The organism is Nocardia carnea NBRC 14403 (assembly GCF_000308515.1).
In the GTDB taxonomy this organism is placed as follows: Bacteria; Actinomycetota; Actinomycetes; order Mycobacteriales; family Mycobacteriaceae; genus Nocardia; species Nocardia carnea.
In genome coordinates, this window is the sequence record NZ_BAFV01000073.1 from 43,922 (window position 1) to 65,960 (window position 22,039).

At 67.0% G+C, this 22,039-nt stretch carries 23 protein-coding genes; 12 read left to right on the plus strand and 11 right to left on the minus strand.

The window, feature by feature from the left end; genetic code table 11:
• Positions 1-13: 13 nt before the first annotated feature.
• Positions 14-709 (minus strand): Rpn family recombination-promoting nuclease/putative transposase, encoded by a 696-nt coding sequence (locus ON22_RS34950; protein WP_051158090.1) that lies wholly within the window; start codon positions 707-709, stop codon positions 14-16.
• A gap of 8 nt (positions 710-717) precedes the next feature.
• Between ON22_RS34950 and ON22_RS25995 the strand changes: the two genes are divergently transcribed.
• The gene (locus tag ON22_RS25995) at positions 718-1,359 is read left to right on the plus strand and encodes an SMP-30/gluconolactonase/LRE family protein (RefSeq protein ID WP_255218559.1); all 642 of its coding nucleotides are present in this window, start codon (positions 718-720) and stop codon (positions 1,357-1,359) included.
• Between the two features lie 73 nt (positions 1,360-1,432).
• Here the strand turns inward: ON22_RS25995 and ON22_RS26000 are convergent, their stop codons facing one another.
• Positions 1,433-1,915, minus strand: a complete 483-nt coding sequence (locus tag ON22_RS26000; protein ID WP_231508737.1) for a hypothetical protein — start codon at positions 1,913-1,915, stop codon at positions 1,433-1,435.
• 195 nt (positions 1,916-2,110) lie between these two features.
• On the opposite strand from ON22_RS26000, the gene ON22_RS26005 reads away from it, so the two are divergent.
• Entirely contained in the window at positions 2,111-3,184 is a 1,074-nt protein-coding gene (locus tag ON22_RS26005; RefSeq protein ID WP_033246548.1) for an ABC transporter ATP-binding protein, read from the plus strand.
• A 132-nt stretch (positions 3,185-3,316) separates the two neighbouring features.
• Here ON22_RS26005 and ON22_RS26010 read toward each other — a convergent pair whose 3' ends face one another.
• Entirely contained in the window at positions 3,317-3,814 is a 498-nt protein-coding gene (locus tag ON22_RS26010; RefSeq protein ID WP_033246549.1) for a winged helix-turn-helix transcriptional regulator, read from the minus strand.
• A 105-nt stretch (positions 3,815-3,919) separates the two neighbouring features.
• Here ON22_RS26010 and ON22_RS26015 point away from each other — a divergent pair, with 105 nt between their 5' ends.
• The gene (locus tag ON22_RS26015) at positions 3,920-5,089 is read left to right on the plus strand and encodes a thiolase family protein (RefSeq protein ID WP_033246722.1); all 1,170 of its coding nucleotides are present in this window, start codon (positions 3,920-3,922) and stop codon (positions 5,087-5,089) included.
• Between the two features lie 17 nt (positions 5,090-5,106).
• Here ON22_RS26015 and ON22_RS26020 read toward each other — a convergent pair whose 3' ends face one another.
• Together ON22_RS26020 and ON22_RS37640 are read right to left on the minus strand one after the other, a co-directional pair.
• The gene (locus ON22_RS26020; RefSeq protein WP_033246550.1) at positions 5,107-6,381 is read right to left on the minus strand and encodes an SGNH/GDSL hydrolase family protein; all 1,275 of its coding nucleotides are present in this window, start codon (positions 6,379-6,381) and stop codon (positions 5,107-5,109) included.
• Positions 6,378-6,965 (minus strand): hypothetical protein, encoded by a 588-nt coding sequence (locus tag ON22_RS37640; protein WP_051158092.1) that lies wholly within the window; start codon positions 6,963-6,965, stop codon positions 6,378-6,380. Before ON22_RS37640 ends, ON22_RS26020 begins: the two co-directional genes overlap by 4 nt.
• A gap of 82 nt (positions 6,966-7,047) precedes the next feature.
• Here ON22_RS37640 and ON22_RS38155 point away from each other — a divergent pair, with 82 nt between their 5' ends.
• Complete coding sequence (locus ON22_RS38155; protein ID WP_051158093.1) at positions 7,048-7,356, plus strand: helix-turn-helix transcriptional regulator; 309 nt, start codon at positions 7,048-7,050, stop codon at positions 7,354-7,356.
• A 94-nt stretch (positions 7,357-7,450) separates the two neighbouring features.
• The gene (locus tag ON22_RS26035; RefSeq protein ID WP_033246725.1) at positions 7,451-8,431 is read left to right on the plus strand and encodes an o-succinylbenzoate synthase; all 981 of its coding nucleotides are present in this window, start codon (positions 7,451-7,453) and stop codon (positions 8,429-8,431) included.
• 20 nt (positions 8,432-8,451) lie between these two features.
• Here ON22_RS26035 and ON22_RS26040 read toward each other — a convergent pair whose 3' ends face one another.
• Positions 8,452-8,982, minus strand: coding sequence for a TIGR04338 family metallohydrolase (locus ON22_RS26040; RefSeq protein ID WP_033246551.1), 531 nt, complete (start codon positions 8,980-8,982; stop codon positions 8,452-8,454).
• Between the two features lie 133 nt (positions 8,983-9,115).
• Complete coding sequence (locus ON22_RS26045) at positions 9,116-9,985, minus strand: DUF2786 domain-containing protein (protein ID WP_033246552.1); 870 nt, start codon at positions 9,983-9,985, stop codon at positions 9,116-9,118.
• Positions 9,986-10,247: 262 nt separating this feature from the next.
• On the opposite strand from ON22_RS26045, the gene ON22_RS26050 reads away from it, so the two are divergent.
• From ON22_RS26050 to ON22_RS26075, 6 genes are all read left to right on the plus strand, one after another.
• Positions 10,248-11,531 carry an ABC transporter substrate-binding protein gene (locus tag ON22_RS26050; protein WP_033246553.1) on the plus strand — a complete coding sequence of 428 codons (1,284 nt, stop codon included), beginning with the start codon at positions 10,248-10,250 and terminating at the stop codon, positions 11,529-11,531.
• 148 nt (positions 11,532-11,679) lie between these two features.
• Positions 11,680-12,606 carry a carbohydrate ABC transporter permease gene (locus tag ON22_RS26055; protein WP_033246726.1) on the plus strand — a complete coding sequence of 309 codons (927 nt, stop codon included), beginning with the start codon at positions 11,680-11,682 and terminating at the stop codon, positions 12,604-12,606.
• A complete protein-coding gene (locus tag ON22_RS26060) occupies positions 12,603-13,490 on the plus strand; it encodes a carbohydrate ABC transporter permease (RefSeq protein WP_081595848.1) in 888 nt (295 codons plus the stop codon). Before ON22_RS26055 ends, ON22_RS26060 begins: the two co-directional genes overlap by 4 nt.
• Positions 13,491-13,552: 62 nt before the next feature.
• A complete protein-coding gene (locus tag ON22_RS26065; protein WP_033246554.1) occupies positions 13,553-15,901 on the plus strand; it encodes a transglycosylase domain-containing protein in 2,349 nt (782 codons plus the stop codon).
• Between the two features lie 179 nt (positions 15,902-16,080).
• Positions 16,081-16,542, plus strand: a complete 462-nt coding sequence (locus ON22_RS26070; protein ID WP_033246555.1) for a GyrI-like domain-containing protein — start codon at positions 16,081-16,083, stop codon at positions 16,540-16,542.
• Between the two features lie 6 nt (positions 16,543-16,548).
• Positions 16,549-16,974 (plus strand): GyrI-like domain-containing protein, encoded by a 426-nt coding sequence (locus ON22_RS26075; RefSeq protein WP_033246556.1) that lies wholly within the window; start codon positions 16,549-16,551, stop codon positions 16,972-16,974.
• A gap of 409 nt (positions 16,975-17,383) precedes the next feature.
• On the opposite strand, the gene ON22_RS26080 is transcribed toward ON22_RS26075, so the two are convergent.
• From ON22_RS26080 to ON22_RS38160, 4 genes are all read right to left on the minus strand, one after another.
• Positions 17,384-18,472, minus strand: coding sequence for an inositol-3-phosphate synthase (locus ON22_RS26080; RefSeq protein ID WP_033246557.1), 1,089 nt, complete (start codon positions 18,470-18,472; stop codon positions 17,384-17,386).
• Positions 18,465-19,025 (minus strand): PadR family transcriptional regulator, encoded by a 561-nt coding sequence (locus ON22_RS26085; RefSeq protein ID WP_033246558.1) that lies wholly within the window; start codon positions 19,023-19,025, stop codon positions 18,465-18,467. The genes ON22_RS26080 and ON22_RS26085 overlap by 8 nt, the downstream gene beginning before the upstream one ends.
• Before the next feature lie 174 nt (positions 19,026-19,199).
• A complete protein-coding gene (locus tag ON22_RS26090) occupies positions 19,200-20,006 on the minus strand; it encodes a DUF1707 SHOCT-like domain-containing protein (RefSeq protein ID WP_033246559.1) in 807 nt (268 codons plus the stop codon).
• A gap of 10 nt (positions 20,007-20,016) precedes the next feature.
• The gene (locus tag ON22_RS38160; protein WP_081595849.1) at positions 20,017-21,099 is read right to left on the minus strand and encodes a DUF1707 SHOCT-like domain-containing protein; all 1,083 of its coding nucleotides are present in this window, start codon (positions 21,097-21,099) and stop codon (positions 20,017-20,019) included.
• Positions 21,100-21,409: 310 nt separating this feature from the next.
• Between ON22_RS38160 and ON22_RS26100 the strand changes: the two genes are divergently transcribed.
• A complete protein-coding gene (locus ON22_RS26100; protein WP_033246560.1) occupies positions 21,410-21,802 on the plus strand; it encodes a DUF5318 family protein in 393 nt (130 codons plus the stop codon).
• The last annotated feature ends 237 nt before the right edge of the window (positions 21,803-22,039 follow it).

The window sequence follows — 22,039 nt, forward strand, 5'->3', positions numbered from 1 at the left end:
TACTGCGATCGGGTCAGGTAGGACCGAAGACTTCATTCAGCGTGGTCGCGTTGAGCACGCGCAGCATCCACGCCTCCAGTTCATCGGTATTCCCCGAATGCACCCGGTCGACCACGGCGGCAGGCAGCGTCCCGAACTTGGCGACCAACAGCTCGAGCAGTATCCGAGCCGCCACTTCAGCGCGCCCCTGAGCGCGGCCTTCAGCGCGCAGTCGTTCTGCGGTGGTCACAGCTATCTCCTCGGCTCGCGGACCGAGCTGATCCAACAGGGCTTGCAGATCCTCGAGACCGGTATCGCCCTCCAGGAAAATGTACTCGAATACCCGCCACCGGTCATCCACGCTCAACTCGTTCAGATCCGCGAGGAAGGGTTGCAGATCATGGCCGAGGTTCGTGTTCTTCGCAGTGAGTTTGTGCAGAATCAGCACCAGCCGCGCCGGCGGGGTGAGATCACGGGCTCGGATCGCGGCGATATCGACCTGCGAGAGATCGTCGAGCAGGATCTTCAGACTCGGCAGGTGCCCGGCCAGTTCGGCGCGTGCCTCGTTGTCGATATCGATCAGCTCGGCCAGTTCGGTCGGATAGTTCCACCGCTCACCCCTGGGCCCGGAATGCACGACCAGCGGAATGACAGCGGGTAGCGCCTTGCTGTTCGGGTGCGCGTCGAGGTGCTGGGTCCAGATCCCGAGTTCTGGAGAATCTGGCCGCACCGGGTGGCCTGCAGCTCGACGGGACGAATCTTTACGTACTCACCCGCCAGGACGGGAAACTGTGGCGGCTGGACACCACCACCGGTCAGTTCACCTGGCTGGCCGATTTTCCGGGCAACGGGTTGTTGCGGCTGTCCGACGGGGATTTCCTGACGACCTGGGTGGGGACCGAAGGCGGACCGTCACGCGGTGTCTCGCGCTATGACAGCGACACCGGTGCGGTTACCGCGAATTGGGCGCCCGTGCCGCGGGGCGAAGGGCTGGCGCTGAGTCCGGACCAGCGGATTGTGTACACCGATGACCTGTTCACCGGTCAGATCTACCGGATCCCGCTCGATGCCCCGGATCGCTGGTCCGTGGTCACCACTGTGCCTGGGCTGATCCCCGGACTCGACGATCTCGCGACGAGCGCAGACGGTGATATCTATGTCGCCGCACATCTCACCGGCGTAATCCGCCGTGTCGACCCCGACTCGGGCGCGACATGCGCCCTCACCACGGAACTGCCCGTGGGGTGGGCCGGACCGAGTTCGGTTCGCATCGCCCCCAGCAGGGACGGTTACGCGTTGTATGTGACCTCGTTCGACGGCACCCTCCGGCGCTTACAGCCGCCTGCGGACGTGAAGCTCATGCCGGTTCGGGGTTCATGACGGCTGGGCGACGGTGCAGGCCGAGCACACCGGTCGGCCGAGTCTGTGCGCGCTCCACGCTGTAGGCGTGCGCCTACTCACCGCGCGCATACTGAATCGAGGCCGCCACGGCCGCCAGCGCGCCGTCGGGGTCCGGTTCGCCACCGAGTGCCTCGCGGATCTCGAGTATCGAGTCGTCGACGGTGGGGCGGGCCAGCGTGATCAGTTCCTTACGGACATACTCCCCCAGCGGGATCCCGGACGCGGCGGCGCGTGCCGAGAACACACTCCAGGCGTCGGCGGGTAGGTCGTAGACGTCGAGAAGCGCCATGGCACCCGCATCGATCTGCGGTCCGGGGCGCTCCGGCCGCTCGGCGCGCAAGAAGTCCACCACGGCGTCGATCGGTACTCGGCGTGCCGCGAGCGCGATCAGTTCCCGGCGTAGGTGCTCCCGTACCGGAAGCCCGGCGGCATCGGCGCGGCGATGCAGGACACCGGCGGTTTCCACGGGCAGGTCATCGATTTCCAGCAGGGCCATACCGGTCACGCTACCCAGGTCCAGGGTCGCGTGGGGCATAGCCGGCATGCAACCCGGATGACCGGCACGGATGGGTGGACAGTGGATCGGTTCGCTGGCACGATTTGCACCGAAAACCTACAGACCATGCGGAGCCCGAGAACACCGGCGGTAGCCTCTGACGCCATGACCACGCACATGTTGCGAATTCGCTCCACTTCGCGTGTTCCACTCGGTGAAGGGAAGTGAACAGCCGTGGCCACGGTGACCTTTGATCGCGCCACCCGGCAGTACCCGGGTGCCAAGACGCCCGCTGTCGACCAACTGCAGCTCGAGATCGCCGACGGCGAGTTCCTGGTGCTGGTGGGTCCGTCGGGCTGCGGGAAGTCGACTTCGCTGCGGATGCTGGCCGGGCTCGAGGAGGTGACGGGCGGGCGCATCCTCATCGGCGATCGCGATGTCACCGATACCGATCCCAAGGATCGCGATATCGCGATGGTTTTCCAGAACTATGCGCTGTACCCGCATATGACCGTCGGCGACAACATGGGTTTCGCGCTCAAACTGGCCAAGGTGAACAAGGACGAGAAAAAGCGGCGAGTGCTGGAGGCGGCGCGCCTGCTCGACCTGGAACCGTTCCTGGACCGCCTGCCGAAGGCGCTGTCCGGTGGCCAGCGGCAGCGGGTCGCGATGGGGCGGGCGATCGTGCGCGATCCGCAGGTGTTCCTGATGGACGAACCGCTGTCCAACCTGGACGCGAAACTGCGGGTGCAGACCCGCACCCAGATCGCGCAGCTGCAGCGCCGGCTGGCGACCACCACGGTCTACGTCACCCACGACCAGGTCGAGGCCATGACCATGGGCGACCGGGTCGCGGTCATGCGCGACGGTCTGCTGCAGCAATGCGCCTCCCCACGCGACCTCTACCGTGACCCCGCGAACGTGTTCGTCGCGGGCTTCATGGGTTCGCCGGCCATGAACCTGTTCACGCTCCCCGTGGCCGGCGGCGAGGTCCGGGTCGGCGGTTACACCCTGCAGCTGCCGAGGTCGGTGGCCGACGAGGCGGGTACCTCGGTGACGATCGGGATCCGCCCCGAGCACCTCGACACCGGCGAATCCGGTATCGAAATCGAGGTCGACGTGGTCGAGGAACTCGGTTCCGACGCCTTCATCTACGGTCGCCCCGCCGACCACACCGCAGGGGTCGAGACGATCGTGGCGCGCACCGACTGGCGTACTCCACCGGCCAAGGGCAGCCGCGTCCACCTCACCCCGGGCACCGATCACATCTACTTCTTCGCCGCCGACGACGGCCGCCGCCTGAACTAGCCGGAAGTACTGATTCAGCGAGGACGCATCGGCCTCGATATCGGTCTTCGGTCGCCGTGTCCCCACGAAGACGAGTGGTGGACGCGCCACCGGGCCCAGCCGCAACCGCGGCCGAATTCTGCGCTCGCTGCCCTACCTGCGCCGCCGGACCGCCCGCCATTCCTCGTTGAGTCGGACCCCCAGCTCGTCGACCCCGATCTCGCGGCCGGACTCGCTGCGGACCTGCACCCGGACCGGGTCGCCGGTGGCGGCCTCGACCAGGTCCAGCGGTGGGGGGCCGGGCTGGAGGTAGGCGTTGCCCCATTGCATGAGGGCGAGGACTACCGGGAGTAGATCGCGGCCCTTGCGTGTGAGGACGTATTCGTGACGGGTGCGTTTCCCTTCCTCTTGGTAGGGCTGTTTGGTGAACAATCCCGCCTCGGTGAGTTTGCGTAACTGACCGGCGACCGCCGCGTCGGTGAGACCTACCCGGGAGGCGAATCCGTCGAAGCGGGTGGTGCCGTAATAGGCCTCGCGCAGGATGAGGATCGCCGAGCGGGTCCCGACCACATCCATTGCCAACGCGATCGAGCACTGGTCCGGTTTCCACGAGTTCAGATCGGCCAGGGGGCCTTCCATCACGGCTGCCATGCGCTCATTCTATCGATCCTGGCTTGCCTCGGCTCATGTCAGCACCTACTCTGGCTTTAGATAACTTTAGCCAGAATGGAGGCTCTGGTGACGGAAGGAATCACCATGCGAGACGCAGTCATCGTCGACGCGGTCCGGACCCCGATCGGCCGGGGCAAACCCAGCGGAGCCCTGCACTCGGTCCATCCGGTGGACCTCATGGCGCACAGCCTGCGCACCTTGGTCGAACGCACCGGAGTGGATCCCGCACTGATCGACGACGTGATCGGCGGGGTCGTCAGCCAGGTCGGCGAGCAGGGGGTGAATATGACCCGCCGAGCTGCCCTCGCGGCCGGATTCCCGGAATCGGTACCCGCCACCACGGTCGACCGGCAGTGCGGCAGCAGCCAGCAGGCCGTGCATTTCGCGGCGCAGGGAGTGATCGCCGGCGCCTACGACATGGTGATCGCCACCGGCGTCGAATCCATGAGCCGGGTCCCGATGGGCTCGAGCGCACGGGGCGCCGACGATATATCGGGCGTAGGCTTCGCGCAGCGTTACCCGGAAGGCCTGGCCCCCCAGGGGACCAGCGCCGAACTCATCGCCGCGAAATGGGGCATATCGCGCACCGAACTCGACGAATTCGCGCTCGGCAGTCACGAGAAAGCAGCTCACGCAACCAAAAACGGCCGCTTCGCCGCCGAACTCGCGCCCCTCGCCGGGCTCGAAACCGACGAAGGCATCCGCACCGGATCCACCCTGGAAACTCTCGCCACCCTGCGCCCCGCCTATTACGACGAGACCATGGCCGAGCGTTTCCCGCAGATCGGCTGGAATATCACCGCCGCCTCCGCCAGCCAGATCAGCGACGGGAGCGCCGCGGTCCTGATCACCACCGGCGAACGAGCCCGCGAACTCGGTCTGCGCCCACTGGCCCGGCTGCACAGTTTCGCGGTGGCGGGCGACGACCCCCTGCTCATGCTCACCGCGGTCATCCCGGCAACCCGCAAAGTACTCGACCGCGCCGGCCTCACCATCGACGATATCGACCTGATCGAGATCAACGAGGCCTTCGCCTCCGTAGTCTCGGCGTGGACCCGCGATACCGGCGCCGACCCGGAACGGGTGAACGTCAACGGCGGTGCGATCGCGCTCGGCCATCCGCTCGGCGCCTCCGGGGCCCGGCTGCTCACCACCCTGGTCCACGCCATGCAGGATCGCGGCGCTCGTTTCGGGCTGCAAACCATGTGTGAAGCCGGCGGTCTCGCCAACGCCACCCTCCTGGAACGCCTCTGAGCGTCCCGGCCCCACGGCTAGGCGGCTGCGCTCATCAATACGCTCACGGCGGCGCCGGCCATCGCGGAATAGCCGGCGGGACCGGGGTGCAGGTGGTCTCCGCTGTCGAACCGCGCGGCCAGTGAGTCCGGGTCCGCGGGGTCGGCGAGTACGCGTTCGAAGTCGACGACGGCGTCGAACTCACCGGAACCGCGGATCCAGGCGTTGACCGCGTCCCGGACTCGTTCACCGCGCTCGCTGTAATAGGGAGCTCCCCGGTAGGGCAGCAGGGTGCCGCCGACGATGCGCAAGCCGTCGGTGTGCGCCCTCCGGATCAGCAGGCGGTATTCGGCGATCAACTGGTCGGCGGTGACCTCGGGATTCGGGCGCATCCATGGTTCGTGCACTTCACTGGCGCCGATATCGTTGATGCCCGAGAGCAGGATCACGGTGCCGACCCCCTCCTTGTCGAGCACATCGCGGCGGAACCGGGTTGCTGCGCGCGGGCCCACATACGCGGAATCCGATACGACGCGGTTCCCGCCGATCCCGGTGTTGAGCACGGCGCGCGGCCGGCCGGCCACAGCGAGCCGGTCGGCCAGCACGTCCGGGTAGCGATTGTCCATATCGGGCCATGCCCCGGCGCCGTCGGTGAGGGAATCGCCGAAGACGACCACACCGTCGCGGCTCGGCCTGCCCGCTACCTCGACGCCGGTCAGGTAGTACCACGACCTGCTCGATTCGGTGAACGCTCCACCGTCGATATCGGCGCTGTGATCACCGATCGCCCGGTACGTGGTGCTGTTGGCGAGATAGTGGAAGGTGGCGGGCCCGGTGGGCCGGCCGAGATACAGGGTCACGGTGAGTGATTGCCGCGCGTTGACCGGGTAATCGATGGCATCGCCGGTGAGTTCGGCGCCCGGCGCGATCACCACGCCCGGTGCGCCGCCGAAGGAGAGCGGGCGCACCGTGCCCGAACGTACCGCTGCCCCATCGGCTGCCTGCGCAATGGTGGCCGCCGTAATCGGCAACGGTCGATCACCGAAGAGGTTGGACAGGGTGATCCGTACGGATTCGCCGGCAAGGGTTGGGCGCACGGTCTGGCGGATGGTGTGACCGGCGAAGCCGGCGGTCGACCAATTCGGACCGAGCACATCACCGGCAGGTATCTGCGCCGCGGACCAGCTGTCGAGCCAGGTTTCGTTGGGCCCGCTCGATCCGGAGGCGCTGACGTACAACGCCGTACCGGAGACAGTGAGCAGCACTCCCAGTAGCGCCGAGAGCACGACGGTGCGTACCTTCCGGATATTCATCGGCGCACCGGTTCCTCGATACGCCAGGTGATACCGTGCGGCGCAAGCGCGTCGAGGAATTCTCGTGGCGCGAACGCCTCGGCGGCCGCCAGGACTCCGGATTGCACGGTCTCGTTCTCGACGAGAGCCGTGGCAGCGGCCACCGCCATGAGCGCGGAGTCACGGTAGGAGTCGACGCCGCTCAGTACCGCGCGCACGGTCACGCCGTCCGCGCCGATCGCGTCTACCACGAGGTCGTATCGCATATCCGCGGTCGGCGACGGCACCTCCGGCAGCATGTCGACGAGGTCGGGGGTCATCGCGCCCACGGCCGCGTGGATGCTCACGTCCAAGACCCCGCTCACGAAGCGGACCGGGGTGTGCCGGGGAATCGTGAGCACCGGTGGTTGCGGGAATTTGGTCACCGCGGTCTCCTCGGTGTCGCCGGGGAACAGCATCGTGGTGTGCCTGTCGAGGGGGCCGCGCCGCAGCCCCTCGTCCTGATAGTGCCAGCCACCGCTGCGGAACCAGTCCAGGCTCGCCAGCAGGGTCCGGGCGCTCCCCCGCGACCCCTCGCCGCCGCTTCTGGTCCGGTGGCTGATCACGATATCGGCCGGCCCGTCGATTCGACCGTCCGGATGGGCCGCAGCATTCGGCGACCCGGCGGTCGCAACGGCTTTGCGCGCCGTGCACGCCGATCCGGCACGCCCGTGGACCGTAGACGACCTGGCCGCGGCAGCCGGGGTTTCCCGAGCCACGCTGGCCCGCAGATTCGTCGCCACCATAGGCGAAGGACCGTTGTCGTACGTGGCGAGCTGGCGGATGATCCTTGCGGCGAAGCGGTTACGCGAGAGCAGCGATGCCCTGTCCACGGTGGCACGCGGGGTCGGCTACAGCTCGGAGTTCGCGTTCGCCAAAGCATTCAAACGCCGATTCGGCATCGCCCCCGGGCAGTACCGGAAAGAGGCAGAGCGCGCCGAGCCCATCGCGGTCTGACGCACAGCGCATCAACGGCATGGCCTGGACGTATCTCTCGCCCGGCCTGCGGACAGCAGGCGGCCACCCTACTAACGTGAAGAGGGTGACCGAGCTGCCCGAGATCGACTCCATCACCGTCTATGCGATTCCGATGCGGTCGAAGTTCCGGGGGATCACCGTGCGCGAGGGCATAGTCCTGCACGGACCGCGGGGGTGGGGTGAGTTCTGTCCATTCCCCGAATACGACGATCACGAAGCCGCGAGCTGGCTGGCGACCACCGTCGAGCAGATCGGCGCGGGCTGGCCGGAGCCCGTACGTGATCGCATTCCGATCAACTGCACCGTCCCCGCGATTGCGCCGGACCGGGCGCATGATCTCGTCGCCGGTTCGGGTTGCCGGACCGCGAAGGTCAAGGTCGCCGATCACCCCGGCGCACTGCCCGAGGATCTGGCCCGGGTGGAAGCGGTACGGTCGGCGCTGGGGTCCGCCGGCGCGATCCGCGTGGACGCGAACGCGGTATGGGATGTGGACACCGCCGTCCGAAGTATTCGCGAGCTCGACCGTGCCGCAGGTGGTTTGGAGTACGTCGAACAACCTTGCCGAACGGTCGGAGAACTCGCCGACGTCCGTCGCAAAGTGGATGTTCCGATCGCCGCCGATGAATCCATCCGGCGCGCGGAAGATCCGTTGCGGGTAGCCGTCGCCGGCGCCGCGGATATCGCGGTGATCAAATGCACGCCGCTCGGCGGGGTCCGGCGGGCCCTGGAAGTGGCCGAAGCGGCAGGGCTGCCCTGCGTGATCTCCTCGGCACTGGAGACCAGCATCGGATTGTCCGCACAACTGGCTCTGGCAGGCGCGCTCCCGGAACTGGACCACGCCTGCGGGCTGGGCACGGTGACCCTTTTCGAAGGTGATCTGGTGACCGATTCGCTGCGACCGGTGGACGGCTACCTACCCGTCCCGCGCACCGGCCCTCGACCGGACCCCGCCCTCCTGGAGAAGTACCGGCATCCGGACCCGGAACGCACCGCCTGGTGGACCGATCGACTCGCCCGCGTATGGGAGGTACTGGGGCGTCGACGCGGTGAATGAACCACTCGATGAGCACCGGCTCATCCGAGCGAAACGCCGCTGTCGTACAACGTGATACGCAGGAGGAATCCCGCTTCGGGGCCGAGAATGCCCTCGACCAATTCGACGTATCTGCCACAGAATTCCGGGCCGTGCGCGGCGACCGCTTCCGGGCTCGGCTCCAGGTGGTGTGCGATTTCATGCAATACCACCAGCTCCCGCAACGCCCACGGGCCACCGCCGCGTCGGCGCCGGTCGCCGTGGACGGGCACGGCGAGCACACCGCTACCGGGTTCGTAATGGGCCGCAACGGTTCCTGCCCGGGAGCGCACCCGAATCGGCGCCGCGGCCCGCTCCCATGTCGCCACGACCCAATTCAGGGCGAGAACGCGAACGCAATACTCCTGCACCGATTCCACGGAGGCGAATTTCCGTTCCACCGGCAGGGTCAGGCGCGAACCGTGGACTTCGACGGTGCGGCGCCCGAATTCGTCGGCGCGGTCGAATACCGCACGCACCAACTGTTCGGCGTCATATACCTTGGCGCGCTGAGAATCCCGCCTGCCGGTCATATCTCGCGCCGGACGAATTCGGCAGCGGTCCCGGCGATTGCAGTGTGCACGGGGATGCCGGTGGCGCGTACTCGATTTACTCGGTCCCGCGGCGCGCAAGCCATGCTCACCCGAACCCGGTTCCGCGACACCACTACCCGCCCGAGCCCTCGAGCCGCCCACGCGCCGCGTCCAGTTCCGGCGCAAACCCCAGCCGCGCCACCCGGCCCGCCCGGTCCCCGGCCTGCCGGGCATCCGGCGCGTAGCCGGTGGAGGTCTGCGGACCGCGCCAGGTGCCGCGGGCTTCGGAGTTGCGACTGTAGAAATCGGCCAGTTCGAGTTCCTTGCCGCGCAACGCGAGCGCGGTCCCGGCGGCCTGTTCTTCGGAGACCGGTTCGGCAGCGCGGGTATCGCGCGTGGTGGCGGCCCGTTCGACCGCTTTCTTGGTTTCGGCCAGCCGCGCCCCGACCCGCGCCGCGAACGCCATCTGGAAGTTGAGCCGCGCCGTGACCCCCGCCACCGGCACCCGGACCACCCGGCGCATCCGCCGTCCGCGGCGTCGTTCGACGACGACCTTCTCCATCGTCGCCGACCGGTGGGCCCCGGATTTGATGTACCGGTCCGACGCCTGCACCATCTGCACCAGCAGGCTGGAGTACAGGGCCTCGCAGACGTCGATATCGGCGGCGTACCCGTACGCGTACACCTGAGTGGAAGTGCGGGCGACATCACAGCGCACATCGTTGGCGTCGGCGATGGCCACGAACAACTGGACGTAGGTGCGCAGACCTTTGCGGCCGGGTTCGCCGATCGGAATCATCCGCTGGATGAGTGTCGCGCCGCGTTCCCGGTCCCGGGTGTGGGTCCGCGCCACCGCCAGGTCGATCGAGGAGCGGGTGGCCAGGCGCTGGGCGGCGGCCAGGAACGCCTCGGCCTCGTGTTCGTTCTCGGTCGACTCGGCTTGGCGCAGCAGCCCACCGATCCTGGTGAGCAGGCGTTCCGATACAGCGTTCGAGGTCGGCATCGCGGCCCAGCCTAATGCGCGGCGGCAGGAGCGACCCATACCGCTGTCGTACGGGGCCGGCGACCGGAACGTCTTACAGCCCATCCGAGGGTGGGCCGGAAGCGGGCCCGCCACCTGGGGTTACGCTCCCCGCAGGCCGCACACGCTTTCCGGCGTGAACCGTCCGGGCGGTACTTCGCACCAGGAGTACCCCACACGCGACGTTCGCACCATGTAAGTTGCCATGTGCTGCCGCTCACTGTGTCGACTCTGGAGTTCCACGATGGCTTTCAAGAAGGTGCCGTCTCTACGTGCTGCGCTCGTGCTGTTGCCGATCGCGCTGCTGACCGTGACCTTTGCCACCGCGTGCAACACCAGCGATACCGATGAGCAGCTCAGCCGGAACCAGGACGGCCGCGGCCCGATCACCTACGTCGAAGGTAAGGACACCACCGAAACCGGTGCGGTGAAACAGCTGATCGATCGCTGGAACGCCACCCACCCCGACGAGCAGGTCACCTACAAGGAACAGTCCAACGACGCCTCCGCCCAGTACGACGATCTGGTCGAACATATGCGGGCGAAATCGCCGGACTACGACGTGGTGGCCCTTGATGTCCCGTGGACCGCGGAGTTCGCTGCCAAGGGCTGGATCCAGCCGCTGGAGGGACAGTTCGCGATCGATACCGCGCCGCTGCTGTCCCCGCCGGTCGCCAGCGCCACCTACAACGGCACCCTCTACGCCGCGCCTCGCAACACCAACGGCGGCCTGCTGTTCTACCGCAAGGACCTGGTTCCCGCCCCGCCGCGTACCTGGTCGGAGATGCTGGCCAGCTGCCCGATCGCGCGGGAGCAGCAGATCGGCTGCTATGCGGGCCAGTTCGCGCCGTACGAGGGTTTGACGGTGAACACCGCCGAGGTGATCAACGCGTTCGGTGGCACCTTCGTCGGCACCGACGGCCGCACCCCGACCGTGAACAGTGCCGAATCACGAGCCGGACTCCAGCGGTTGGTGGATGCCTACAAAGCCGGCGATATCCCCCGCGAAGCGGTCACCTTCCAGGAGCCGGAGAGCGGCGCCGCCTTCAACCAGGGCAAACTGATGTTCCTGCGCAGCTGGCCGTCCACCTACGGTGATGCCGCCTCGGAATCGTCGGCGGTGAAGGACAAATTCGATGTGGCCCCGCTGCCCGGCGACACCGGGATCGGCGCCTCCACACTCGGCGGCTACAACGCCGCGATCAGCGCCTACTCCGAGAACAAGGCCACCGCACTCGATTTCCTGAAGTACCTGATCAGCGAGGAGGCGCAGCACATCATCGCCTCCGGCGCACTGCCCTCGGTGCGGGCCTCGATCTACGACGACCCGGCGCTCATCGCCAAGATGCCGTACCTGCCTGCCCTCAAGGATTCCATCGCCAGCGCGGTGCCCCGACCGGTCACCCCGTTCTATCCGGCGGTGTCCAAAGCCATTCAGGACAACGCATATGCTGCCCTGACCGGAACCAAGTCCGTGAACGACGCGATCATCGGCATGCAGAAGGGTATCGAGACGGCCGGATCGTAGTTATTGTTCAACCGGACCCGGCGAGCCAGGAGAGAGAACGGTGTCGGATCCTTCCGGAACGGACGCGCAGGCGTCGGTCCGTACAGATGAGCCCGCGAACGCAGCGCGTACCGGCGGGACGGCCCTGAAGTTGCGCGATGACGTGCGGATGACAGGCAGGGCGTGGCTGTTCGTCGCGCCGGTACTGATAGCCCTCGCTGTGGTGATCGGGTATCCGGTGTTGCGGGCGCTGTGGATGTCGTTCCACTACGACGATCAACTCGACGCTGTGACCGGTCGCTTCACCGACAACGGGGAAAGCACCTTCTACAACTACCTGCACTGGCTGGTCGGCCAATGCCAGGTGATCACCGGCGGTGTCACCGAATGCCCCACCGGCAACCTGGGCTCCGAATTCTGGGGCGCGGTCGGGGTGACGCTGTTCTTCGCCGTGGTGACGGTGACGCTCGAGGTCGTGATCGGGCTCGGCATGGCGATCGTCATGGGCAAAACGTTCCGGGGCCGGGCACTGCTGCGCGCGGCGGTACTGATCCCGTGGGCTATCCCGACCGCGGTGACGGCGCGGCTCTGGGAGTTCATGTTCCAGTACGACGGCCTGGTCAACACTATTTTCGATACCGAGATCCTGTGGACCTCCGACACCTGGCCCGCCCGCTTCGCGGTGATCGCCGCCGATGTGTGGAAAACCGCGCCGTTCGTGGCACTGCTGCTGCTGGCGGGCCTGCAGATCATCCCGAAGGATGTGTACGAGGCGGCCCGGGTCGACGGCGCCTCGGCCTGGCAGCGGTTCACCCAGGTGACGATGCCGCTGCTGAAACCGGCGCTGCTGGTCGCGGTGCTGTTCCGCACCATGGACGCGCTGCGTATGTACGACCTGCCCGCCATCATGACCGATAATCTGCCGGCCACTCGGACCTTGTCGGTACTGGTGGTCGAGCAGACCCGGCAGGGTCCCAACAGCGCGGCGGCGCTCTCGACGATCACCTTCCTGTTGATCTTCGCGGTGGCCTTCGTCCTGGTGAAGGTACTGGGCGCGAACGCGGTGCGGACGCAGGAAGAGCAGCGGAAGGCATGACCGCGGTGACTACACAGCAAACCGGTACCCCCGCCCGGCGGCGTCCGTCTTGGCGGCGCCGGCTCGGCTCGGCTCGTATCTACGTCGGCGCGCTCATCGTGCTGCTCTGGGGACTGGGCCCGTTCTATTGGATGGCCGTGACCGCATTCCGCGACCCCGCCTACACCTTCGATCCCACCCCGTGGCCCACACACATCACCCTCGACAACTTCCGCGATGTCTTCGACACCAGCCGCGGTAACGATTTCGGCAGGGCACTGCTCAACAGTGTGATCATCGGCGCGGCCAGTACCGCGATCGCGCTGGTGATCGGCGTGATGGCGGCCTACGCGCTGGCGCGGCTCACCTTCAAGGGCCGCTACCTGGTGTCCGGGGTGATCCTGAGCGCTTCGATGTTCCCCGTGGTCGTCCTGGTGACCCCGCTGTTCCAGCTGTTCACCGATATCGGCTGGATCGGCAAATACCAGGCATTGATCCTGCCCAATATCTCCTTCGTACTGCCGCTGACGGTCTACGTGCTGGCGTCGTTCTTCGCCGATCTGCCGTGGGAACTCGAGGAGGCCGCCCGGATCGACGGGGCCACCCGATTGCAGGCTTTCCGGCTCGTGATGCTGCCGCTGGCGGCACCCGCGGTGTTCACCACCGCGATCCTGGCGTTCTTTGCCGCGGTCAACGAGTATCTGCTCGCCCGGGTGCTCTCCGGTAGCGACACGGAACCGGTGACAGTGGCCATCGCGCGCTTCTCCGGGAACAATCCCCAGGTAGAGCCCTATGCGTCGATTATGGCGGCGGGCACGTTGGTGACGGTGCCGCTGGTAATTCTGGTACTGGTGTTCCAGCGACGCATCATCTCCGGACTGACCGCAGGCGGGGTCAAAAGCTGATCACTGGGTATCCTGGGGTCGGGCGGTGGTGCGCCTGAGTTTTTCCGACGCTCCGGGAGGAGATGATCGTGAGCTCGTTCCAACCCCCGCGTGGCCACAACACTCCCAGATCGCCGCAATACCCCTCGCTCGCCGGTTGGAACCAGCTCGACACCGGTGGGCGACCCCGGCCGCCCCGGCCCCCGCAGTACCGCCGCCCGCCCCGTTCCCGGGGCCAGCGCATCCGCCACCTCATCCTGTGGCTGTTCATCATCTTGATCGCCGTACCGGCCCTGCTGATAGCGCTGGTGTACTGGAGTGCGGAGATCCCGGCGGCCGGCACCGTGCCGGTGAACCAGACCGCCACCATCACCGCCTCCGACGGCACCACGGAGCTGGCCAAGGTGGTGCCGCCCGAAGGCAACCGCACCCCGGTACCGCTGGAACAGGTGCCGGTGCACGTCCGCGACGCCGTACTCTCCGCGGAGGATCGCAACTTCTACGACAACCCCGGTTTCTCTCCCACCGGCATGCTGCGCGCGCTGCGCGACAACGCCCTGGGCCGGGCCGATGCCGGCGGCGGCTCCACCATCACCCAGCAGTACGTCAAGAACGCCTTCCTCGGCCCCGAGCGAACCGTGAGCCGTAAAGCGCATGAACTGATCATCTCCGCCAAGATGGCACGGGAGTGGGATAAAGACGAGATCCTGCACGCCTACCTCAACACGATCTACTTCGGGCGCGGCGCCTACGGGATCGAGGCCGGTGCGCAGGCTTACTTCGGTAAGCCGGTCGCCGAACTGTCCGTTGCCGAGGGGGCAGTACTGGCCGCAATCATCCGCTCCCCGTCCGGACTGGACCCGGAGACCAAGCTCCCGCAGCTGCTGCAACGCTGGAACTACGTCGTCAACGGCATGGTTGCCATGGGAACCCTGGCACCCGGCGAACGCGATACGGTGGTTTTCCCGCCCACGATCCCGCCGCCGGTATTCGACGAGAACATCGTCGAACGGGGTCCGGAAGGGCATATCAAGGCCCAGGTCATGCGCGAACTGGCAGCCGCCGGGATATCGCAGGAAGAGGTGAACACCGGCGCCCTGCGGATCGTCACCACGATCGACGCCAGGGCACAGCAGGCCGCGCAGGCGGCCGCCACCGAAAGCTTGGCCGGGCAGCCGCCGGAATTGCGGAACGCGGTGGTCTCCATCGACCCGCGGTCCGGCGCCGTACGCGCCTACTACGGCGGCGCAGACGGTATCGGATTCGATTTCGCCCAGGCCCCGGTGCAGACCGGTTCGGCGTTCAAGACCTTCGCCGTACTGGCTGCGCTACAGCAGGGCATCCCGCTGTCCCGGGCGTTCGACAGTGCGCCGGTGGACGTCAACGGCGTCGATGTGCGCAATGTGGAGAACGAATCCTGCGGGACCTGCCCGCTGTCCGAGGCGTTCAAACGCTCCCTCAACACCAGCTTCTACCGACTCACCCTGGCCATGAACAACGGGCCCCAGGCCATCGCCGACGCCGCGCACCAGGCCGGGATACCGCACGATATCCCCGGCGTGCCGGGGCAGTCGCTCACCGAGATGGGCGAGGAGCCCATGCCGTCGATCGTGCTGGGCACCTACCTGGTGCGACCGCTGGACATGGCCTCGGCTTATGCAACGATCGCCGGTGAGGGCCGCTATCACCAACCGTATTTCGTCCAGCGGGTGGTGCGCGGCGACGGCCGGGTCCTGCTGGACCGCAGCAGCGATCCGGAACAGCAGACCGGGGAACAACCGCAGCCCTCCGAACAGCGCATCCCCCCGGATATCGCGGCCCGGACCGCCTCGGCCATGCGGCCGATCGCCGACTATTCCAACGGTCACGGGTTGAGCGGCCGCCCGTCGGCGGCCAAAACCGGCACCACCCAGCTGGGCGACACCGGACAGAACAAGGACGCCTGGATGGTCGGTTTCACCCCCTCGCTGTCGACCGCCGTATGGGTGGGCACCGAACACAATCTGCCCATCGTCACGGCCGGCGGCGGCCGGATCTACGGTTCCGGACTCCCCGCCGATATCTGGAAACAGACCATGGACGGGGCGCTCGCCGATACCCCCGTGGAGCAGATCGGCAATCCCGCCCCCGCACCACCGGCAGCGGCGCCCGGCACGAACCAGCAGCCGTCGGGCAACCCGTACGACATCCTCAACCCGCCGCAGCAGCCGGAACCGGAACCGCAGCAGCAACAGCCGTTCATCGTGATCCCGCCGGCCTCCGAACCGTATGTGCCCGAACCGGAATACCAACCCGAACCCGTACCCCAGCCCGAACCGCCCGCCCCCGCACCGCCGATCATCGCACCTCCACCACCACCGCCGCCACCACCGCCTCCGCCACCGCCGCGGGTGGTCGAAATACTGCCCGGCGTTACCGTTCCGGTGCCGTGATCCACGGATTTCCGCTCGGGATACCGGCGAAGGAACGGTCGACATGGCAGCATCGTTGGCCAGAGTGAGATGTCGCCCATCCGACCGACCGGCACCGGGCCCACGCTCGTGCCGGGACGGGCGTGCGGGAGGATATGCGCTGGAGCGACGACGGATGACGAGACATAGGGGCTACGCCGGTGGAATTCAATGTCGTTGACCGCCCGGAAACGCTGGTGGCGGGAATGGTGCTTCGCAGCCCGGCCCTCGCTGTGGAAGGGCCGCGCCGTAAGAAAGTGGAGGAGGCGTGGAAACTCAATCTGTCCCGGGCTTTACCCGGACCGCCGGCCAGCGCGTTCGTCGATCATGCCCCCGAGATCAATTCGTACCTGACCCATATCATCGGCTACCGCTGCCGCAGCCTCGACGATCTACTACCCGGAGATGTGCTCGCCCGGATCCCCGCCGGTCGGTACGCCCGGTTCACCCTCAACGGTGAGAATCTCGGCGAAACCATCGTGACCCTGTGGCGCGCCATCTGGGATGCCGAAGCCGCCGGTCGTCTGGTGCGGTCCTATACCGGGGACCACGAACGGTATCCGGACGAGCACACGGTGGAGGTTTTCGTGGCACTGGCAGAAGACGATTCGGCGGGCAGGTAGGAAGCTGTGGATTTCGAAATTGTCACCCTCGACGAGAGCATGGTCGCCGGGCTCACCGTTCCGCTGGCGGGCCGTGAGGTATCGGCCCGCGATCTGGACCTGGTCAACTTCACCTGGGACCGCTATCTGAGCCGGGAGAAGGAAGTGCCCCGGGTCGCCGCCTATATCGGCCAGGACGATCACGCGGTGGCCGTTCTGGGCTACGAGATCACCGGCCTGGCCGACCTCGATCCGGGTGATGTGCTCACCCGTGTCCCGGCCGGTCGCTACGCGAAATTCGTGGTCACCGAAAAACCGTACGACCTGCTGCGCACGGCCTGGGCCCGCGTCCGGGAAGCGGAGAAAGCGGGCACGATAACCCGCTCCCACACCGCCGAACTCGAACGCTACACCGGCCCCACCTCAGTGGAGGTCTACGTATCCCTGGACTGAGTCATATCCCCTAGCGGCCCCATACCCGACCCACCACGTCCGGCATCCGCGCCATACTCGACCCCGACACATACCCCGCCGGCGCCGAGTCCAGCGAGGCCCCGACAGCACACACACGAACCCCCACACAACCAACCGCGGCGCCGAGTTCAGCCAGGCCCCGGCAGTAGACATACGAACCCTACGCAACCAACGGTGGTGCCGAGTTCAGCCAGGCCCCGGCAGTAGACATACGAACCCTACGCAACCAACGGTGGTGCCGAGTTCAGCGAGGCCCTGCAAGGTTTCGGCCCGTCCCTGCTGTCAGTGCTCGATGCGATGCGGCGAAGCCGCGAGTGTCGAGTGCTGACAGCAGGGACCAAGGGGGGCCGAAACCCGCGGCGCCGAAGGCGCCGCAAAAAGACACAGCTCAGCCGATGATGAAGGTCTCCAGCTGGGCGCGGGCGACGTCGTCGGCCATCTGCTCCGGCGGGGACTTCATCAGGTACGCCGACGCCGGGAGCACGGGGCCGCCGATTCCGCGGTCCTTGGCGATCTTGGCGGCGCGTACCGCATCGATGATGATGCCCGCCGAGTTCGGCGAGTCCCAGACCTCGAGCTTGTATTCCAGGTTCAGCGGCACATCACCGAACGCACGGCCCTCCAGCCGGACGTAGGCCCATTTACGGTCGTCGAGCCAGCCGACGTGATCCGACGGGCCGATATGCACATCGCCGGCACCCATCTCCTTCTTCAGGTTGCTGGTGACAGCCTGCGTCTTCGAGATCTTCTTCGACTCCAGGCGCTCACGCTCGAGCATGTTCTTGAAGTCCATATTGCCGCCGACGTTCAGCTGCATGGTGCGGTCGAGCTGCACGCCGCGATCCTCGAACAGTTTCGCCATGACCCGGTGGGTGATGGTGGCGCCGACCTGGCTCTTGATGTCGTCGCCGACGATCGGCACGCCCGCGGCACGGAACTTCTCGGCCCACTCCGGATCCGAGGCGATGAACACCGGCAGTGCGTTGACGAAGGCCACACCCGCGTCGATCGCGCACTGGGCGTAGAACTTGTCCGCTTCCTCGGAACCGACGGGCAGGTAGGAGACCAGCACGTCGACCTCGGCGTCCTTCAGCGCCGCGACGACGTCGACCGGATCGGTTTCGGCGAGTTCGATGGTTTCGGCGTAGTACTTGCCGATGCCGTCGAGGGTGGGGCCGCGCTGCACGGTGACACCGAGCGGCGCCACATCGGAGATCTTGATCGTGTTGTTCTCGCTGGCGAAGATCGCCTCGGACAGGTCGAAGCCGACTTTCTTGGCGTCCACGTCGAAGGCGGCCACGAACTGCACGTCACGAACGTGGTACTGGCCGAACCGCACGTGCATCAGGCCGGGCACCGTCGCCGTATCGTCGGCGTCCCGGTAGTACTGCACGCCCTGCACGAGCGAGGAGGCGCAGTTGCCCACACCTACGATGGCGACGCGAACACTGGACTTATTGGTGTCTCCACTACTCATGGCCGGTATTTCCCTCTTTCTGTGGTGCCGCCGTCGTCGATTGCTCCGCCGCAATCAACTCGTTGAGCCAGCGCACTTCGCGCTCGCTTGATTCGAGTCCGAGTTGATGGAGTTGGCGGGTGTAGCGATCCAGCGAGCCACTCGCCTTCTTGATCGCCTCCCGCAGCCCCTCTCGGCGCTCCTCGACCTGGCGCCGCCTGCCCTCCAGGATCCGCATCCGCGCTTCTGCGGGAGTGCGGCTGAAGAAGGCCAAGTGCACGCCGAAGCCGTCATCGGTGTAGTTCTGCGGACCGGTATCGGCCAGTAGCTCGCCGAACCGCTCCCGGCCCGCCGGTGTCAGCTGGTACACCCGCCGGGCCCGGCGGGTCGTCACCATGCCGTCGGGCGCCTCCTCCGCGATCAGCCCATCCGCCTGCATACGTTTCAAGGTCGGATACAGCGATCCGTAGGAGAAAGCCCGAAACGCCCCGAGCAGGCCGGTGAGCCGTTTCTTCAGCTCGTAGCCGTGCATGGGCGCTTCCAGGAGCAGCCCGAGGATTGCCAGTTCGAGCACCGGGCTTCACCCCCTGACTTCCGTACAGACCTAACCAATGGATGCGATTACAAACTATATCGGAGCGATATAACCGTGCATAGTTCAGTCCGCTACATCACAGATGGCGGCCAGGGTGCATCACGCGCTTGCGGCGGTGCTGCGACCTGGTTTCCGTGGCTGAGCGCCCGCGGCTCAGCGCGCCGGGAACACCTCCAGCGGCAAACCGGCGAACGAAACCGACAGGTGGCCGGTATCGCCTGCGGGATCCTCGACGAAGATCTGGATCACGGGCCCGGCATCGGCCGGCGCGATCGGTTCGAAGCCGATTCCGACATGTTCGACCACCCCCTGCGCCAACCGCACCGAGGCCGGGGCTCCCGCCAGTACGGCGCCCAGTGTGGCCAGGTCGATATCGGCCAGATCGATCGGGCGGCCGTCCGCGTTGCTGGGCACCTCGACCCCGAGCTGTTCGAACCCGTCGGCAGTGAAGTGGAAGTTGCGGGCACTGCCCCCGACCAAGCGCTGGACCAGCAGAAAATCCGGATAAACCGTAGCCGTATCGATCACCGTATCGCCGAACTCCCCGCGGTAGGCGTCGATGAAGAACGCCAGCCCGTCGGCGGTGAGCAGATTCGGCAGCGACGCGGCCTCCGATTCGGCCTCCGCGACGGCGGCGATCCCCTGCTCCGGGGTGTCACGCGCAACGAATCCGACCCCGCCACCCAGCACAGCGGCGACCGCCAGTACCGCAACCGGTATCCACCAGGGCCGCGACCGGCGGTCGCCGGTCAGGATCGCGGCGCCGGCCAGGTCGCCGGACACCTGCAGGTCGCGTACGAGCCCCTCCAGGTCGGTGGTGAATTTCGCCCGCATCGCCGAGCGGGTGCGGGTGGTGTGTTCATCGGCGGTCAACTGTCCGTCCGAGAGCGCCGCATCCAGTACCGCACACACCTCGACCCGATCGCGGTCGCGCGCCCTGACCTGTTCTTTTTTTGCCATCAACCGTCCCTCATCCCTCGAACGGCCAGACGTGCAGGACTTCGCCGGCCGGGCCGGCCAGCAGCCATCCGCTCTCGTCGAACGAATTGGAGACGTAGACGCTGACCGTGGGTAAGCCTTCGTACGGCGGGAAGGTCTCGATCTCGAAGCTCATATGGCTGACCACACCGTCGGGGACACGGGTGATCGCGGGGGCATCGGCCAGCACGCGGCCGATGGCGCCGGTATCGAGCGCGCCCAGGTCCACGGTCGGGGTATCGACCGGGCGGGTGGTGAGATCGTCGGATTGGTTGAAACCGCCCCGGTAGTCGTAGCCGACCAGGCGGTTCGGCTGGCCGGGTACCGCACGCTCGACATCCCCATGGTCGGTGTACAGCCAGATCTCGTCGGCCACGGTATCGCCGAAACGCTCGCGGTACTCGGCGATGAACTGGGCCAGCCCGGCACCGGTCACGAGGTTCGGCGGGGCGAAAACCAGCGGCTCGGGTTCCTCTGGTGCGGGCCGGGTGTCCTCGGGTACCGGTGCCACTGCCGCCGGGGGCGGGGCGCTCGCCGCGGGATCGGTATCGCGGCTGGTGAGCGTGTACGCGCCGAACGCCACTGCCAGCGCGGCGGCGGTGAGGACGGCAAAGTAACGGCCCGTGCGGCCGGAACCGGGCGGGCGGGGCGCGACCGGAGTGGGCCGCGAACCTTGCAGATCGGCGGTGATACCCGCGAGGTCGCCGAGGGTGGTGGCCTCGGCGAGCAGCTGCGTGGCCGCACGATGTTCGTCCTCGGTCAGCTGGCCTTCGCCGTAGGCACGGTCGAGCAGATCGCCGGCTGCCCGGCGATCGACAGTCCGGGCCCGGGTACTCGGCGGATACCCGGACTGTGGTGCCGGGACGACTGCGGGCGGGATATCCGCGGCATGCTGCAGATCGCCTACCAGATCGGACAGTTCACCGAGGGTTTTCGCGACGCGGGCCTGGGCAATGCGGTCGTGGTACTCGGCAGCACCCAGCTGGCCTTCGGCGTAGGCCGCGTCCAACTTTCCGGCGGTTCGGGCGCGATCGATATCGCGCGCTCGCGTCCGGCCCGGCACTACTGTCGACACCAGCGAATCCTACGTTGCGCAGGGGTTCTCGGGACCACGTCGGGTCACGCTTGTGGCGACGGTCACTGATCCGCCACACCCGCCCGGAAACCATTGGCGCAAATACGCCAATGGCGCCACCGGTGGCCGAACCTTGCCCGGACGGCCGCCACCACCTCCGTTTCGCCGCACACTCGGAGGTTTCCGGGGAGGTCGATCCGGTTCGCGCGGCCATCGCCATCTCGACCACCTCGGCCACCCGGATCCAATCAGGCCGCGGGCGGTAGCAATACAACACGGCTACTCTGGGGGCGTGCGAATTCAGCGGCAAGTGGTGGACTATGCGCTCCGGCGCAAGTCGCTGCTGGCTGACGTCTATGCGGGCCGTGTCGATGTCGCCGAGGTATGTGACGCCAATCCCTACCTGCTGCGTGCGGCCAAATTTCACGGCCGGGGGAGCGAGGTCACATGCCCTATCTGCCGGAAGGAACAACTCACTCTCGTATCCTGGGTCTACGGCGACGGCCTGGGGCCGATCGCGGGTTCTGCGCGCAGCCCGGAAGAGCTGGTGCGCCTGGCCGAGTCCAGAGAAGAGTTCTCGGTTCATGTCGTCGAGGTGTGCCGGACCTGCAGCTGGAATCATCTGGTGCAGTCCTATGTACTCGGGAAGCCGCCGCAACGGCGGTCGCGTTCCCGGGTGAATCGGCGCACCGCCGCGGAATGAACCCGCCCGGCCCGATGATGGTGTCCGCGCCGAGTGCCATGGGGCACCCGAGCACGGGCCCATCAGACCGATACGAGCTTTGGAGACCTTGTCAGTGACTTCGCCCTACGAGACCCCATCCGGCGATGACCCGCGCGGTGGCCGCGGCCCGCGTGGGCCGCTACCGGGCCGGGAACCGCAGCAGCGTCCGGGGTCACCGAATCGCGGTCCCGCGCCGAACGCCAACGCTCCTCGCCC